Raw genomic sequence first — 15232 nt, forward strand, 5'->3', positions numbered from 1 at the left:
CATTGAATTATTTTTAAAAAATTAAATAATGTGTCATTCTGAGCGAAGCGAAAAATCTCAAATTTAAACTTAAAATTTTGCGAAAAATTTTATTACAGCAAATTCTTAAAAAGAATTTAAAGAAAAATTCTATTTTCAAAATCGCTTCATTTTGTAATTATTTTAAAGATATAATTGCTCCGAATTTATAAATCAAGGCAAAAAATGAAAAAAATTTTGATTTTAGGTGGTGGTTATGCAGGGCTAAAATGTGCCGTTACGCTAGAAAAAAAGCTAAAAAACGACGAATTTAGCGTAACTTTGATAAGTCGCCACGACTACCACTACCAAACTACCTTGCTTCACAAGGTCGCAAGCGGCACATATAGCGCACGAAAAGCGCGAATTTTTTATCGAAATTTGCTAAAAAGGGTCGAATTTATCAAAGATATTGCAAACAAGATTGATTTGCAAAATCGTCGCGTCGAGTGTGTGCGTGGCGTTTATGAATACGATTATTTGGTGGTTTGCGTTGGATTTAGACCGAACGATTTCGGTATTAAGGGTGTTGGCGAATATGCACATAAAATTCAGTCCATAAATTCAGCCCTAAAAATTCGCAAAAATTTAGAACTGAATTTTAAAGATTTCCCATTTAAAGGCGATTTAGATGACCTTAGCGTGGCGGTTTGCGGTAGCGGTTTTACAGGCGTTGAATTCGCTGCTGAGTTTGCAAAACAGGCAGATAGCCTTTGCAAAATTTGCGGAATCGATAGAAATTTAGTCAAAATTTATCTTATCGGCAGGGGGGACCGAATTTTGCCGATGTTTGATGAAAAATTAAGCCGTGTCGCCGAAGATAAACTGCGTAAAATCGGAGTTACGCTAGTTCGTGGCGATGTCGTAGAGTGCATGAAAGACGGCGTAGTGGTAAAAAGTGGTGAAAAACAGGAGAAAATTCAGGCAAATACGGTTGTTTGGAGCGCCGGGGTTTTAGGCAATGAGCTGATAAAAAATTCGCAAATTCCAAACAAAAATAGCCGTGTGGAAGTAAATGAATTTTTGCAAATGCCAGATAAGCCCGAAGTTTTCGTCATCGGCGATAGCGCCATCGCCAACGAACGCGACATAATCCACGCCCCCACAGCTCAACTAGCTTCGCAAATGGGCGAGTATTGCGCCAAAAATTTGGTAAAAATCTCGCAAAATAAGCCCTTAAATGAAAAATTTCACTTTATCCACAGGGGAACGGTTTGCGCTATCGGGCATACTGACGGTGTTGGCGTGGCGTATGGCGTGAATTTAAAGGGCGAAGCGGCGGCGTTTTTAAAAAATATTATCGAAAATCGCTGGATACTCTCGGTTTCAAATCTCGCAACGGTGCTGAAAAAAGGGCAGTTTAGATTTAGAAGTAGTGATTAGAATTTGTCTATTTACGGAAATCCGCAACCGCTCGTAATGTTACTCTGTCTAAATTCAAACACGACATTATCTTTATAATATTGAAGCAAACAATCATCGGTTTGTTTTAAAATTTCGTTTTTGCTTACATCATTGTCATAAATTTTGAAAAAATACATATCCAAAAATGTCCTATAAATGCCGATTGTTGCAAAATTATCACCATAAAATTTATGTTCGTAAGATATACAATTAGCTTCTTTTAGTTTGTCTTTTAATAAATTTAAAGTCTCATCGTCCCAGTCAAGAATTTGCAAAAATTCATCTTTGTTTCTATTTTGCTCCCAACCTGTTTGGTCGTATATTCTAAACCAAAATTTAGAATATTCATCTTCAAATTCTATTTGGAATTTGATATTTTTTGTATTGTTTTTGGCGACAAAATCCACAAGTTCAATGATTTGATTTTTGTATTTTTCGTAGTGGTTTGAGAGTTTTTCTGTGTGATTTATAGGCGTCGTATTATCAAATTTTAGCCAAATAAATATTATTAATACAAGTGTAATCATAAAAGATATAATGACTAAAAAAAATATTGATAAAAATTTAGGAAACAAGCTTGTTTGCACATCTATTTTCACAATACCACCACTTCTTCTTGCAAATTTATGCCAAATTGCTCATAAACTCGCTTTTTGGCGAGATTTATAAGTGCGATTGCTTCGTCAAATTTGCTGTTGCCGTAGTTGATAAGAAAATTTGCGTGGATTTCACTAAATCCGCACCCGCCGATACGAAAGCCCTTTAAGCCTACTGCTTCGATGAGCCTGCCAGCGCTATCGCCCCCTGGGTTTTTAAAACAGCTTCCAAAACTTGCACCCTTTGGTTGATTTGCCCTTTTTTGCGCGATTTGTTCGCTAAGGGTTGCATTAAATCCATGCGAAACTCTAAATTTCGCTTCCAAAATAATGCCGTTAATTTCGCTGTGGCGATAGGCGAAATTTAACTCGTCTTTGCCAAATTCGCCAAGATTTGTGCGAACGCTTAGCAAATTTTGGCTAATTTCAAAGCCCATAAGTCCTGCGTTCATCGTTATTAGACCGCCCAGAGTGCCCGGGATATTTTTTAAAAACTCGAAATTTGCGAGATTTTGGCGTTTTGCGAAGTTGTAAATTTTACCGCTTTTTGTGCGACCACCGACTTGCAAAATGTCGCCATCAAGCGTGATAAAATCAAATTTATCGCTTAAAATTCCAAGTTTTGGCGGATTTGGCGAGATTAAAAGATTATTTGCGCCACCCACGACAAAGCCGTTAAATTCGCTGTTTTCGTCTAAAACTTCAACTTTTTCCACGCCACCGATTTTAACCGAACTATATTTCGAAAAGTCAATTTCCTTATAAATTTTTGCCACAATAATGCCTTAAAATTTTTGCGTTATTATACAATATTTTAAAATTTGCTAACAAGATTTTGCTACATAAAAATTCTCGCAATGGCAGATTGAATTGAGATTCTTCGCTTCGCTCAGAATGACGAAAAACTCAACTTAAATTTTGATAACCAAATGCCGACGATTTCGCAAATTTGTTTAATTTCACAAAAAATATTCAAGACGAAATAGGCGCAGTAAGGCACAAATTTAGGTAATTTCAAGCGAAGTTACCTATGTCGGTAATGAGCGTAGAAATTACCTAAATTTGTGCCTTAATCCGTTCAAGTTTGGGGAATTAAATTTTTACAAATTCCTAATTTCCTTATACTCCGTCGGTATCAGCATATCTCTCGCACAAATTTGCTCCGAGTAAAAGCCATTTTCAAAGCCCAAATCAAAGAGCTTTTGTACCGCTTTTAGTTGCGTTTCGCCCATCGTAATCGAATTTTCGTTCGCATAAAGCCCAAGATAGGTTTTTAGTTTTTCATCATCGACTCGCACCAAATTTCGCTCAATCAGCATTTTTGAAAGCAAAGATTTATTTGCGTGAGCGACCCGCACAGCATCAGTTAGCACCCTTTCGCATTCAATCGCGTCAGTTAGTGGCAGTGAGCGGCGAAGCGCCATACCGCCAAGCGGAAGTGGTAAATTTTCGCCGTTTAATTCGCTCCAAATGTCCCAAATTTCGCGCTCCACACACAAATCACTAGAAAAATCCAAAATGCTTTCATGTATCAGCACCCCAGCATCGACCTCGCCGCTAAGCACGGCGTTTTCGATCTCTAAGAAATTTTTATACACAATCCTAGCACTTGGGTAAGCAATGCGAAAAATCATCGCATTTGTCGTGTGTTCGCCACTTAGGGCGACTTTGAAATTCGGTTTTAGCTTCACGCCTTTTTTCTTTATCAGTTTTGGACCATAGCCTTCGCCAAAGCTCACAGCCGTGCGAAGTAGAGCATAATCGGCGTAAATTTTTGGATACAATGCAAAAGAGATCGCGCAAACATCATAAGTCCCAGCAAGACTTGCCAAATTTAGTGTTTGAATATCGTCCGCGTGGTTAGAAAATCTCAGCCACGAAGAACCAACCCAGCCAAATTTTATCGCCATATACATAAAAATATCGTCCGCATCGGGCGAGTGAGCAACGCTAATGTTTTTCAAATTCAAACCTTTATAAATTTTTGCATAATGATAGCTAAATCTAGCTAAATTTTTTAAGATATTTTTTGGTAAAATGATGAGAAATTTTTTAAAGGTAACGCATGGATGAAAACAAGAAAAAAACATTAGATGCCGCGCTAAAATCGATTGACAAAGCGTTTGGCAAAGGCACTTTGGTTAGGCTTGGCGACAAACAAGTTGAGCCCATTGATTCTATTTCGACAGGTTCTGTCGGCTTAGACATCGCTCTTGGCATAGGCGGCGTTCCAAAAGGTCGCATTGTCGAAGTTTATGGACCTGAAAGTTCAGGTAAAACTACTCTTACGCTTCATATCATTGCAGAGTGCCAAAAGGCAGGTGGAATTTGCGCTTTTGTCGATGCAGAACATGCTCTTGATGTAAAATATGCTGCGAATTTGGGCGTTGATACCGACAATTTATATGTGAGCCAACCCGATTTTGGCGAACAAGCACTTGACATTGTCGAAACTCTTGCTAGAAGCGGTGCGATTGATTTAATTGTCGTTGATAGCGTGGCAGCTCTTACGCCAAAAACCGAAATCGAAGGCGATATGGGCGATACGCATGTAGGACTTCAAGCCCGTCTTATGAGCCAAGCACTTCGCAAACTAACAGGCGTCGTGCATAAAATGGGAACAACGGTGATTTTCATCAACCAAATTCGTATGAAAATCGGTCAAATGGGATATGGTTCGCCAGAGACCACCACAGGCGGAAATGCGCTTAAATTTTACGCTTCTGTGCGAATTGACATAAGAAAAATCGCTACACTTAAACAAAACGAAGAATCTATCGGAAATAGAGTTAAGGCAAAAGTGGTTAAAAACAAGGTCGCTCCGCCGTTTAAAGTGGCAGAATTTGATGTTATGTTTGGCGAAGGAATCAGCAGCGAGGGCGAAATAATCGATTATGGTGTTAAGCTTGACATTGTCGATAAAAGCGGCGCGTGGTTTAGCTACAAAGATACAAAACTAGGTCAAGGCAGAGAAAATTCAAAAGCCTTTTTAAAAGAAAACAAAGAAGTTAGAGAAGAAATCTTAAACGCAATCAAAGCCCAAATCGGCGGAACAAACATAATGTCTGCTAGCGGGGACGATGAAAATTCACAAAACGGAGATGAATAATGGTTTTTATTGAAAATGTTTATGCACAAGAAGTGCTTGATAGTAGGGGAAATCCGACAGTTAGAGCAACAGTTGAGCTAAGTGATGGCACGGTTGCAAGTGCGACAGTCCCAAGTGGCGCAAGCACTGGCAAAAGAGAAGCCTTAGAGCTTAGAGATAAAGACGAACGATTTGGCGGCAAGGGCGTTTTAAAGGCAGTTACAAATGTAAATGAAGCTATCGCCGAAGTTATCGTGGGTTTAAGCCCGTTTAATCAAAAAGAGATTGATGATATTATGCTTGAAATCGACGGCACCGAAAACTACTCAAATTTGGGTGCAAATGCGGTTTTAGGCGTATCTATGGCGGTAGCAAGAGCAGCCGCAAAAAGTCTAAATATCCCATTATATCGCTATTTGGGTGGGGCTAACGCTAGTATTTTGCCTGTGCCTATGTTTAATATCATCAATGGTGGCGCACACGCAAACAATAGCGTGGATTTCCAAGAATTTATGATTATGCCGTTTGGTTTTGGTAGTTTTAGCGAGGCTCTAAGAGCAGCAGCTGAGATTTATCAAACTTTAAAGAAAATCCTAAATGACGCAGGTCATAGCACAGCAGTCGGCGATGAAGGCGGTTTTGCACCAAATTTAAAAGATAACGAAGAGCCGATTAAAATCATTATGAGCGCAATCGAAAAAGCTGGATATAAGCCGGGCGAACAAATTAAAATCGCTCTTGATGTCGCTGCTAGTGAGCTTTATGAAAATGGCAAATACAAACTTGAAAACAAAGAATTTACAAGCGAAGAGATGATTGAGTATTATGCGAATTTGTGCGAAAAATACCCGATTTTCTCAATCGAAGATGGTCTAAGCGAAGATGACTGGGACGGCTGGAAAAAGCTAACTGAGCGCCTTGGCAAAAAAGTGCAACTCGTGGGCGATGATTTGTTTGTAACAAATGAGAAAATTTTGTTAGAAGGTATCAAAAAAGGCGTTGCAAATGCGATTTTGATTAAACCAAATCAAATTGGCTCTGTGTCGCAAACCATGCAAACCGTCCGCCTAGCGCAACGCAACGGCTATCGCTGCATTATGAGCCACAGAAGTGGCGAGAGTGAAGATGCGTTTATCGCTGATTTTGCGGTCGCGCTAAATACGGGCGAAATCAAAACTGGCGCTACTTCAAGAAGTGAGAGAAACGCAAAATACAATCGTTTGCTTGAAATTGAAGTAGATACCGATGAATTTTTAGGCAATAAACTTTAATTTTTGGGCTAAAAATTGAGCGAAATTTCACGCGAAGACGAAATTTTAGACGAAATCGAAACGGGGCTAGATAGAGACATTCTAGCTCCGTTTAAACAAATTTTTGTGTTTTTGGCACTTGCCGTTTTTGTCATTTTTATCGGAATTTTTATCGGCGATGCACTTTTTGGCAAACGCTCGTTTGAAGTTTTGCGAGATTTGCAAAAGGAAAAGGCGTTTTTATACCAAGACACCGAACGCCTAAAAAAAGAAAATGCCGAGCTTCAACGCAACTATTTGGAGCGAAAATCGCTTGATCCGGACTTTGCAAAATGAAAAAAATTTTCAAATTTAGTGTTTTTTTGGTTTTTTTAAATTTAGCTTTTGCTGATACCACGCCAAATTTAAAGACGCCAAAAAATTCGCAAAATGCCGTTAAAAGCGAGAAAAATTCATCAAATTTAGAAAATAACAAGAGCGAATTTAATCTTACAAATTACAAAATTCCGCTTCCTGCAAATTTAACTTCAAATTTGGCAAATTTGGATAAAAACGAAACAAACCAGACGGCTATTTTAAACAAGCCAAAGTTGGAAATGTTTGAAAATTTAAATTTTAATATGCCAAGCGATGCAGCGATTTTAAATCAAATCATCGTTCGCTATACAGACGGCACGGGCGCGTTAAATGAGAAAATTTTAGAGATAAATAAAACCATAAACTGGCAACACGATTTTAGCGTCGTAAGTCGCGAAAGACCGAATTTATCAAAGGCAATCGATGTTTCAGTTACTTCAAAAGATCCGAATTTAAAAGAAAATAGCGCCACAAGCGCCGTTAGCTCGCTTATCACGCCACAATTTGAACTTCCGATTGAAACTTTGAAATTTGATGACGAGCTTAAATTTATCATCAAAAATCGTAGCATTCGCCTAGTAACGCAAGACTCGATAAAATCAAATTCCTTTAAAAACGGCGTTTTAAGGGCTGAGTTTTTTCGTATGGAAATTCCTTTGTCATTTGTGAGTTTTCGCCTAAATAAAGGCGGTTTTAGCGATATAAATATTACCAGAAATGACGGATTTTACACAATCGAAATCGGCACAAAAGAAGGAAATTTAAGTATCGAAAAAATCGAAAACGGATACGATGTTTTTATCCGTTAAAAAATATAAATTTCAAATTTGAAAATCTAGCCTACAAAATATTTTTTAATCTCATCTTTGCTTTTTAATGGCGTTGCGGTGAATTTTTTTTCATCAATTTGCACTTCATATTCTTTGCCAAATTCGCTTTTAGCGTAAGTTAAAGCGATTTTTGCTGCCGTTTGCAAGTCGGCTTCATTAGCATTTTTGCTTATCAAACTACACGCTCCGATTAATGGAATTTTAATCTCGGTAAATTTTTCATTTGCGATTTGACGCAGTTTTTCGTTATCGGTTTCATCTTTTCCGACAACCATTTTTGCGCCATTTTCTAAGCGTAAATGGCGACCGAATTTAAGAATTTCGGTATCTTTCGAAGTCTCGATTTTTTCAAATTTAATCATATCTCTTATTTTTTCGGCAAAACTTTCAATCGTCAGCAAACACCCACCGCCCGGCGTTTCATAGTCGCTAAAACCATAAATTTTAGCAAGCTCCATTTGACGCGTCCTACTGCGACCGCTAATATCAAGCAGTTTTTCTCTATCGACCCAGCCGTTGATTTCAGCCATGCTTGGCTTTAAAAGTTTGGCGCAAAGTGGTCGCAAAATAAGATTTTGTGTATCGCCACTAACGCCTAAAACCTGATTTAACGCAGCACTTCGCTGACTCATCGGGCGTTGCCCGACTACTTCGCCTGTGATGATAAATTTTGCTTCTTCGCTTTCTAGCATAGATAAAGCCGTTTTTAGCATAAATCCATGACAATCAATGCAAGGATTAAAATGCTTTCCGTAGCCGTATTTTGGGCTAAAAAGCACCTTTTGGAGATATTCGTTGCGAATATCAACTAGCTTAAAATCGCCACCTGCTTGGTTCGCTCTTTTTTTCATAATCTCGCTTTTATCTTCTTTTCCGCCAAAGCCTATGTTAAAGTGAAGCGCAGTTACGCTGATACCAAGATCGCTGATAGTTTTTATCGCTAACATAGAATCTAACCCGCCGCTAAAAAGTGCTAAACATTTCATATTTTACCTTAATTTTTTTGATTTTAACGCTCGTATGAGATTTTCAAGCTTCATTATTTTGCTTAATTTATCCGAATCATCTGAGTGTTTTAGAATTTCGATTTCGTCTCGATAGCGATTTTCACGCAGAATTTTAAGTGCCATGATAAATTTATCATCTTCGCTAAATTCCAAAATATTTTCATCGAGTGCAAGATTGCGAAAAATCGCCTTGTTTTCGTCATTTTCATCGCCCGATAAAACTATACCAAGCAAATCTTTATGCGCCTTAAAATCATCATTTTCGCCGTAATCATAAAAAAGTTGCAAATAATCTTTATTTAAAATCATCGATTTTAAAATTTGCAACTCGTTTATATCTTTTTGGCGTGAAAATGCACCATTTTGCACCGAATTTTGAGTTTTTTCGTTTTTAAATTCGCTAAAATTTGTGTTTTGTTGCGAATTTTTGGTAAGCCTAAACGAATTTATCGGAATTTTTAGCAAATTTGCTACCAAATCCTGATACGATCCTGCTACAATCGGATTTAGCGTGGTAGTATAGGCTATGATTTCATTTAAGGCTTGATTTTTTACTATCGGGCGAGAAATGTCATAATTTTTAACGATATTTCTAATCAAAAATTCCCCGCTTTCGACCGAATTTGCATAAATTTCTTTTAGTTTTTTTATCTCGCCACGAAATACCATATCAGCAGGATCTAATCCGTCTTGTATGATGACAACACCGCTATCTATGCCGTTTGTGCTAAGAAGTTTTGCCGATTTTATGGCTGCATTAATACCTGCGCTATCGCCGTCAAAACTAAGGATAACTTTAAAATTTCCCCTTTTAATAAGCGGCAAATGAAGCTCGGTCAAAGCCGTGCCTAAAACCGCCACAGCGTTTGTAAATCCTGCTTTGTGGAGCATTATGACATCCATATAGCCTTCTGTGATGATAAGTTCTTTTTTATCATAAGCCGATTTTTTAGCCAAATCAAAAGCGTAAAAAATGCGAGATTTATCAAAAACGGAGCATTGTGGCGAATTTACATATTTTGCAGGGTGATTTGAAATGGTTCGTCCCCCAAAACCTACCAAATGCCCTGTGTGATTGCAAATTGGAAATGTAATGCGTTCTGTAAAACTAGCGTAAAAGCCCCGTTCGTTTTGTTTTATCGCGCCGACATTTAGGGCTTCACTAGGCTCGATTTCTTCGTTTTCAAGCAATCTAATCGTATTTTGCGATGCAGGAGCCCAGCCTATGCCAAATTTGCGAATAAGCTCATCGGTTATGCCACGCGAATATAGATAATTCAGCGCTTCTTGGTTCGAATAGAGCAAATTTTGATAGTATCCGTTTAAAAGCTCTAAAATTTTTTTGCTCTCTTTTTTGGTTTCGCCAAAATGGTTATTTTCGTATTCTAGCGTAAAACCGACACTTGCGGCGAGTTTTTCTATGGCTTCTGGGTAGGAAATTTTTTCATATTCCATTATAAATTTTATCGCATTTCCGCCTGCCTTGCACGAAAAGCAGTGAAAAATTCCCATTTGCGAATTTACGCTCATGCTCGGGTTTCTATCGTCGTGAAATGGGCAAATTCCCACAGAATTTCGCCCCGAACGCTTCAAAGGCACATATCTTTCTACAACTTCAACAATATCAACAATGCTAAGTAGCCGTTCTATGCTTTCTTCTTTAATCATAAGCCAAATTATACACAAGATTTGCTATAATCCTTTTGAATTTTTTTAGGAATTTTAGGTGGAAAATTTTTTTGTAGAGTATCGAGATCCGATTTTTGGTTTGATTGTTTTGATTAGCATTATTTTGCTAGTTGCGGTGCTAAGCTACTTGTGGGGGATTTTTAGCAAAAATAGCGAACAAGAAAATATCGAAAAATTTATCAAAAAATTTGATATTTCTAACGGGCTTGATGACGAGCATAAAAAAATCTTGCAAAATTTGCAAGTAGGAGCCGATACACTTGGCTTTTTAGCCCTTACATTTGCCAAAAGCGGAGATTACGAAAAAGCCATAAGCGTTTATCTCATCGCCCTTGAAAAGGTAAATTCAAACAAAGAAAAAAGATTTATCCTTACAAATTTGGGGAAAATTTATTTCAAAGCAGGATTTTTAGGTCGTGCAGAAGAGATTTTTTTAGAAAGCTTGAAACTTAGCCCACGAAACACAGAGAGCCTAACTCATCTAAGCGTGATTTATGAAAAACTTAAAAAATTTGATCGTGCGCTTGAAGTTTTAGATGCGCTAAGGGAGCTAGGAGCCGATACTAGAAGCGAAACAGATTATATAAAATCGCAAATCATCGCAAACAATGTAAAAATGCCATTTAGCGAGAAAATAAATGAGATTTTGCTACTTGAAAACGGCTTTAAAAATGCGCCGAGATTTGCCTTAGAGCTTTGTTTGCAACACAAAGAGCCGTTTTCAAATTTAAGCAAATTTCCGCCGCTTGAAAAATGCGTGGATATGTTAAATGATTTTAAAGAAGCCGTAAATTTAGAAGATAGCGAGTATGCAGCGTTTTTCGGTGCAAAGGGGCTTAGCAAAAATTCGCAAAAGAGCAAATTTTTTGAAATAAATGCCCTAAGAGAGCTTAAAAAATCAAATTTAAACGCTGATTTAGCCTTTGAGTTTGTCTGCACCGAGTGCAAAAATACAATCCCGCTTTTTTTCTATCGCTGTCCGATTTGCCACAAACTAGATACTTCCTGCATTATCCCAAAAATCACGGAAAAACGCATTGAAATCAGTCAAACTTTTTAGCGACGGAAGTTGTCTGGGGAATCCTGGCGTTGGCGGTTGGGCGTATATTTTAGAATACGGCAAATTTAAAAAATCCCAAAGTGGCGCAAAGTCTGAAACAACAAATAATCAAATGGAGCTAACAGCCGCCATAATGGGCTTAAAAGCGCTTAAAGAACCTTGCATTGTCGAGCTTTACACAGATAGTAGCTATGTGGCAAATTCTATAAATTTGTGGCTAGATGGCTGGGTAGCAAAAAATTTCAAAAATGTAAAAAATGTGCCGTTGTGGTTGGAGTTTTTAGAAGTTTCAAAAGCCCATAAAATCACGGCTTTTTGGGTAAAAGGACATGCCGGACACCCACAAAATGAAGAGTGCGACCGCTTAGCAAGGAATCAAGCAGAAAATTTAAAAAAGGCAAATCAATGAATTTGGAAATCTTACAAGAAAAATTGGGTTATAAATTTAAAGACACAAAGCTTTTAAAGGCGGCGCTTACGCACAAAAGTTCAAACGCAGGATACAACAACGAACGCTTGGAATTCCTAGGCGATGCGGTTATGGATTTAGTCGTGGCTGAGTATCTTTTTAAAAAGCTAAACACATCAGAAGGCGATCTTAGCAAACTTCGCGCTGCTTTGGTAAATGAAAAAAGCTTTTCAAAATTTGCAAATTTGCTAAATTTGGGCGAAAATTTAATCCTTTCGCAAGCCGAAGAAAAAAACGGCGGAAGAAGCAAGGATTCTTTGCTTTCTGATGCTTTTGAAGCGATTTTTGGGGCGATTTATTTAGAAAGCGGGATTGAGCCGTGCAAGGAAATCGCCGTTAGAATTTTAGAAGAAATTTACCCAAAAATCGATCCAAAAACGCTTTTAAAAGATCACAAAACTGCACTCCAAGAGCTAACTCAGGGCGAATTTGGCGTTACGCCCGAATACCGCTTAATCGGCTCAAAGGGTCCAGATCACATGAAAGAGTTTGAAATGGCTGTGATTTTGGGCGATAAAGAACTATCCAGAGCAGTTGGCAAAAGCAAAAAAGAAGCCGAGCAAAAGGCAGCAAAGATTGCGATTGAAATTTTAGAAAATAATTAGGATGAAAAATGAACACACTAGGTATAAAATTACGACTTACGACTTTTGGAGAGAGCCACGGCATGGCGATTGGTGGCGTTTTGGATGGTTTTCCAAGTGGCGTTAAAATCGATATGGATTTTTTACAAAGCGAACTGGGCAAACGCAAACCGGGCGGTAAATTTGCCACTTCTCGCAAAGAAAGCGATGAGGTGCAGATTTTAAGTGGCGTTTTCGATGGGCTTAGCACGGGCGCGCCGATAGGATTTGTGATTTACAACGCAAATCAGCACTCAAAAGACTATGAAAATTTAAAAGAGCTTTTTCGCCCGGGACACGCTGATTTTGGCTATTTTAGCAAATACGGCATTAGGGATCACAGAGGCGGTGGCAGAAGCTCGGCAAGAGAAACGGCGATAAGGGTCGCAGGTGGCGCGTTTGCGCAGATGCTTTTAAATGAATTTGGCGTGAGCGTGAAAAGCGGAGTTTTAAGCGTGGGCGAAATAATGGCTGAGAATTTAGACTTCGCAAATGCCCAAAATAGCGAGATTTTCGCACTGGATAAAGGCGTAGAAGAAGCGCAAAAAGAGTTAATCGCAAATTTAAAGAAAAAAGGCGAGAGCGTGGGAGCAAGTGTGCTAACAATCGCTAATGGCGTGCCAAAGGGGCTTGGAGAGCCACTTTATGCTAAGGCTGACGCGTTAATCGGCGGGGCGTTCATGGGGCTAAATGGCGTAAAAGCCGTAGAGATCGGCGACGGCGTGGAAACTTCAAGCAAATTTGGCTCACAAAATAACGATTTTATGGATAAAAATGGCTTTAAATCAAATCACGCAGGGGGCATTCTAGGCGGTATCACAACGGGCGAGCAAATCATCATAAAAACGCATTTTAAGCCGACCCCTAGCATTTTTGCCGACCAGCCGACGATTGATAAAAACGGCGATGAAACGATTTGTTCGCTTCGTGGTCGCCATGACCCTTGTATCGGAGTGCGTGGTAGTGTCGTCTGCACGGCACTTTTACGGCTAATCTTGGCTGATTTACTTTTGCTAAATGCAAGTGCAAATTTGGGGAATTTAAAGAAAATTTATGGGTAAAATTTGAGGTTGTAAATGGGAACAAAAATAAGCAAAAAAAGGAAAATTTTCAACGCTTTTTTGGTAGTTATTTTGGTATTTATAGTAATTGCACTTTTTATACCTAGATTGCATACTGGAACGATACATCATATTATGTTTGCTAACAATGGCGAAAACAATATTACTTTACCATTGCACAGTTATGAATTTTATATACGAAATTTTGAACAAAGCAAACTTACAAGTATTCTTTCAGATGAAAATAAAGAAAATTTGCTTGTGGTTATAGACGCAGATGAGTCGTATAGTTTGACAAAAAATATAAAATGCTTTTTTAATCCGACGAGTTCGAGTGTTCCTTGCAAACATTATCTTTACAAACAAGATGGCAAATTTAAAAAAGTGGATTTTTCTGAATTTGTAAAATTATCGGAGCAAAATATCACACAAGTTATCATAAAAGAAAAATCTCGCAGGTTTCAGGATTTTTAATTTTCGTTAAAATTCTAAATTTTAAGGACAAACTATGAAAACTCTACCAAACTGGGGCGAAATTTTCCCCTTAAAATCGGGGTTAGAAAGTGTAACTTACATTAAGCCGACTATTAAAAATAAAAATATAATCGTGGGCGAATTTAGCTACTATGCGGGGCAGGATTTTGAGAAGCAGGTTACGCACCATTATGATTTTATCGGCGACAGGCTAATCATCGGCAAATTTTGTCAAATCGGGGCTGGGGTGGAGTTTATGATGAACGGCGCAAACCACGCTATGAGCGGGGTTAGCACATTTCCGTTTTATATTTTTAAAGGCTTTTCGCAAGACGCTCCGAGCCTTGATAAACTGCCGATTAAGGGCGACACGGTGGTCGGAAACGATGTGTGGATAGGGCAAAATTCGCTCATCTTACCGGGAGCTAAAATCGGCGATGGCGTGATAATCGGCGCTAGTAGCGTAGTGGGTGGCGCAATCCCGCCATATAGCATAGTCGCCGGAAACCCTGCACGGCTAGTGCGAAAACGCTTCGATGATGAGATGATAAATTTGCTTTTAACTCTTAAATGGTGGGATAAAAGCGTGGAAGAAATAGAAAATTTAACGGGGATTTTATCGAGTGATGATTTGCAAAAAGTGAAAGAAAAAATCAAAGAAATGCTTGAAAATGGCGAATTTAAGGGCGATTTATGAAAAAAGGCGAATATTTTATCGGAGATTTGGCGTGGATTTTGCAGTATGAAAATTTGGAGTTTGTAGGCTCGTTTGAAGACGGCGAGATTGGCAAATTTGCAGACGGAAGCGAATTTGTCAAATTTGAAGTCGCAGTTGGCGACTACGCCGATGATACGAGCTTTTTATATAGCGTTAAAAGCGAAATTTTTGGGATAATTCCGGCTAAATTTATCGACAAAGAGTATTTAAGCGAGCAAATGCTGACGCTTAAAAACGGCGTGATTTGCAATAAATTTAGTGGTTATGCAAACGCAAAAGTGCATGAATTTAAAAGCGATTTTGCCGTAGAAAAAGGCGAGAATTTTATCAAATTTGGCGAGATAGTGGTAAATTTGACAAAATAACTGTAAATTCTGACAATAAATTTGCTACGCAAATTTTAAATTGAATTGTTTGGAAATTTAAACTTTGGCGATTGCTTCGTTTTTGCTTTGCAAAAACTCGCAATGACAATGGAAGTAATTAAAAAATAATTCAACTTAAACTCGATATGCGTATGCCGACGATTTTGCACTAAATTTGCATAAGATAAGACTTGGGTTTGTCTATCGTTGCAAATTTAGTGCA

General features: G+C 38.3%; 17 protein-coding genes. 12 read left to right on the forward strand and 5 right to left on the reverse strand.

Features of this window, described 5'->3' with window-relative positions; all coding sequences use genetic code 11:
* Positions 1–204 precede the first annotated feature (204 nt).
* Complete coding sequence (locus PF028_RS06780) at positions 205–1401, forward strand: NAD(P)/FAD-dependent oxidoreductase (RefSeq protein ID WP_270860443.1); 1197 nt, start codon at positions 205–207, stop codon at positions 1399–1401.
* 11 nt (positions 1402–1412) lie between these two features.
* Here the strand turns inward: PF028_RS06780 and PF028_RS06785 are convergent, their stop codons facing one another.
* From PF028_RS06785 to PF028_RS06795, 3 genes are all read right to left on the reverse strand, one after another.
* Positions 1413–1949 (reverse strand): hypothetical protein, encoded by a 537-nt coding sequence (locus tag PF028_RS06785; RefSeq protein WP_270860444.1) that lies wholly within the window; start codon positions 1947–1949, stop codon positions 1413–1415.
* Positions 1950–2017: 68 nt separating this feature from the next.
* A complete protein-coding gene (locus PF028_RS06790; RefSeq protein ID WP_270860731.1) occupies positions 2018–2785 on the reverse strand; it encodes a UDP-N-acetylmuramate dehydrogenase in 768 nt (255 codons plus the stop codon).
* A gap of 333 nt (positions 2786–3118) precedes the next feature.
* Positions 3119–3982: a menaquinone biosynthesis family protein gene (locus tag PF028_RS06795; RefSeq protein ID WP_270860732.1), complete on the reverse strand. Its 864-nt coding sequence runs from the start codon at positions 3980–3982 to the stop codon at positions 3119–3121.
* Between the two features lie 101 nt (positions 3983–4083).
* Here PF028_RS06795 and recA point away from each other — a divergent pair, with 101 nt between their 5' ends.
* Genes recA through PF028_RS06815 form a run of 4 tightly spaced genes read left to right on the forward strand, consistent with a single transcriptional unit; the run spans position 4084 to position 7522 of the window.
* Positions 4084–5127 (forward strand): recombinase RecA, encoded by a 1044-nt coding sequence (recA, locus tag PF028_RS06800; protein WP_270860445.1) that lies wholly within the window; start codon positions 4084–4086, stop codon positions 5125–5127.
* Positions 5127–6377 carry a phosphopyruvate hydratase gene (gene eno, locus PF028_RS06805; RefSeq protein WP_270860446.1) on the forward strand — a complete coding sequence of 417 codons (1251 nt, stop codon included), beginning with the start codon at positions 5127–5129 and terminating at the stop codon, positions 6375–6377. Before recA ends, eno begins: the two co-directional genes overlap by 1 nt.
* A 15-nt stretch (positions 6378–6392) precedes the next feature.
* Entirely contained in the window at positions 6393–6692 is a 300-nt protein-coding gene (locus PF028_RS06810) for a hypothetical protein (RefSeq protein WP_270860447.1), read from the forward strand.
* On the forward strand, positions 6689–7522 hold the full coding sequence (locus PF028_RS06815; RefSeq protein WP_270860448.1) for a hypothetical protein: 834 nt from the start codon (positions 6689–6691) through the stop codon (positions 7520–7522). The genes PF028_RS06810 and PF028_RS06815 overlap by 4 nt, the downstream gene beginning before the upstream one ends.
* A 26-nt stretch (positions 7523–7548) precedes the next feature.
* On the opposite strand, the gene PF028_RS06820 is transcribed toward PF028_RS06815, so the two are convergent.
* Together PF028_RS06820 and dnaG are read right to left on the reverse strand one after the other, a co-directional pair.
* Positions 7549–8529: an ATP-binding protein gene (locus tag PF028_RS06820; RefSeq protein ID WP_270860449.1), complete on the reverse strand. Its 981-nt coding sequence runs from the start codon at positions 8527–8529 to the stop codon at positions 7549–7551.
* Positions 8530–8532: 3 nt separating this feature from the next.
* Positions 8533–10236, reverse strand: coding sequence for a DNA primase (dnaG, locus tag PF028_RS06825; RefSeq protein ID WP_270860450.1), 1704 nt, complete (start codon positions 10234–10236; stop codon positions 8533–8535).
* Between the two features lie 40 nt (positions 10237–10276).
* Here dnaG and PF028_RS06830 point away from each other — a divergent pair, with 40 nt between their 5' ends.
* From PF028_RS06830 to PF028_RS06860, 7 genes are read left to right on the forward strand one after another with little or no spacing between them, the layout of a single operon-like run.
* Entirely contained in the window at positions 10277–11299 is a 1023-nt protein-coding gene (locus tag PF028_RS06830; RefSeq protein ID WP_270860451.1) for a tetratricopeptide repeat protein, read from the forward strand.
* Positions 11277–11708, forward strand: a complete 432-nt coding sequence (gene rnhA / locus PF028_RS06835; RefSeq protein ID WP_270860452.1) for a ribonuclease HI — start codon at positions 11277–11279, stop codon at positions 11706–11708. Before PF028_RS06830 ends, rnhA begins: the two co-directional genes overlap by 23 nt.
* Positions 11705–12373 carry a ribonuclease III gene (gene rnc, locus PF028_RS06840; RefSeq protein WP_270860453.1) on the forward strand — a complete coding sequence of 223 codons (669 nt, stop codon included), beginning with the start codon at positions 11705–11707 and terminating at the stop codon, positions 12371–12373. Before rnhA ends, rnc begins: the two co-directional genes overlap by 4 nt.
* An 8-nt stretch (positions 12374–12381) precedes the next feature.
* Positions 12382–13452, forward strand: a complete 1071-nt coding sequence (aroC, locus tag PF028_RS06845) for a chorismate synthase (RefSeq protein ID WP_270860454.1) — start codon at positions 12382–12384, stop codon at positions 13450–13452.
* Between the two features lie 15 nt (positions 13453–13467).
* Positions 13468–13926 carry a hypothetical protein gene (locus tag PF028_RS06850; protein ID WP_270860455.1) on the forward strand — a complete coding sequence of 153 codons (459 nt, stop codon included), beginning with the start codon at positions 13468–13470 and terminating at the stop codon, positions 13924–13926.
* A 34-nt stretch (positions 13927–13960) separates the two neighbouring features.
* Positions 13961–14623, forward strand: coding sequence for a CatB-related O-acetyltransferase (locus tag PF028_RS06855; RefSeq protein WP_270860456.1), 663 nt, complete (start codon positions 13961–13963; stop codon positions 14621–14623).
* Entirely contained in the window at positions 14620–15009 is a 390-nt protein-coding gene (locus tag PF028_RS06860) for a hypothetical protein (protein WP_270860457.1), read from the forward strand. Before PF028_RS06855 ends, PF028_RS06860 begins: the two co-directional genes overlap by 4 nt.
* Positions 15010–15232: the final 223 nt, after the last annotated feature.

Source organism: Campylobacter sp. CN_NE2, from assembly GCF_027797465.1.
Classification (GTDB): Bacteria; Campylobacterota; Campylobacteria; order Campylobacterales; family Campylobacteraceae; genus Campylobacter_B.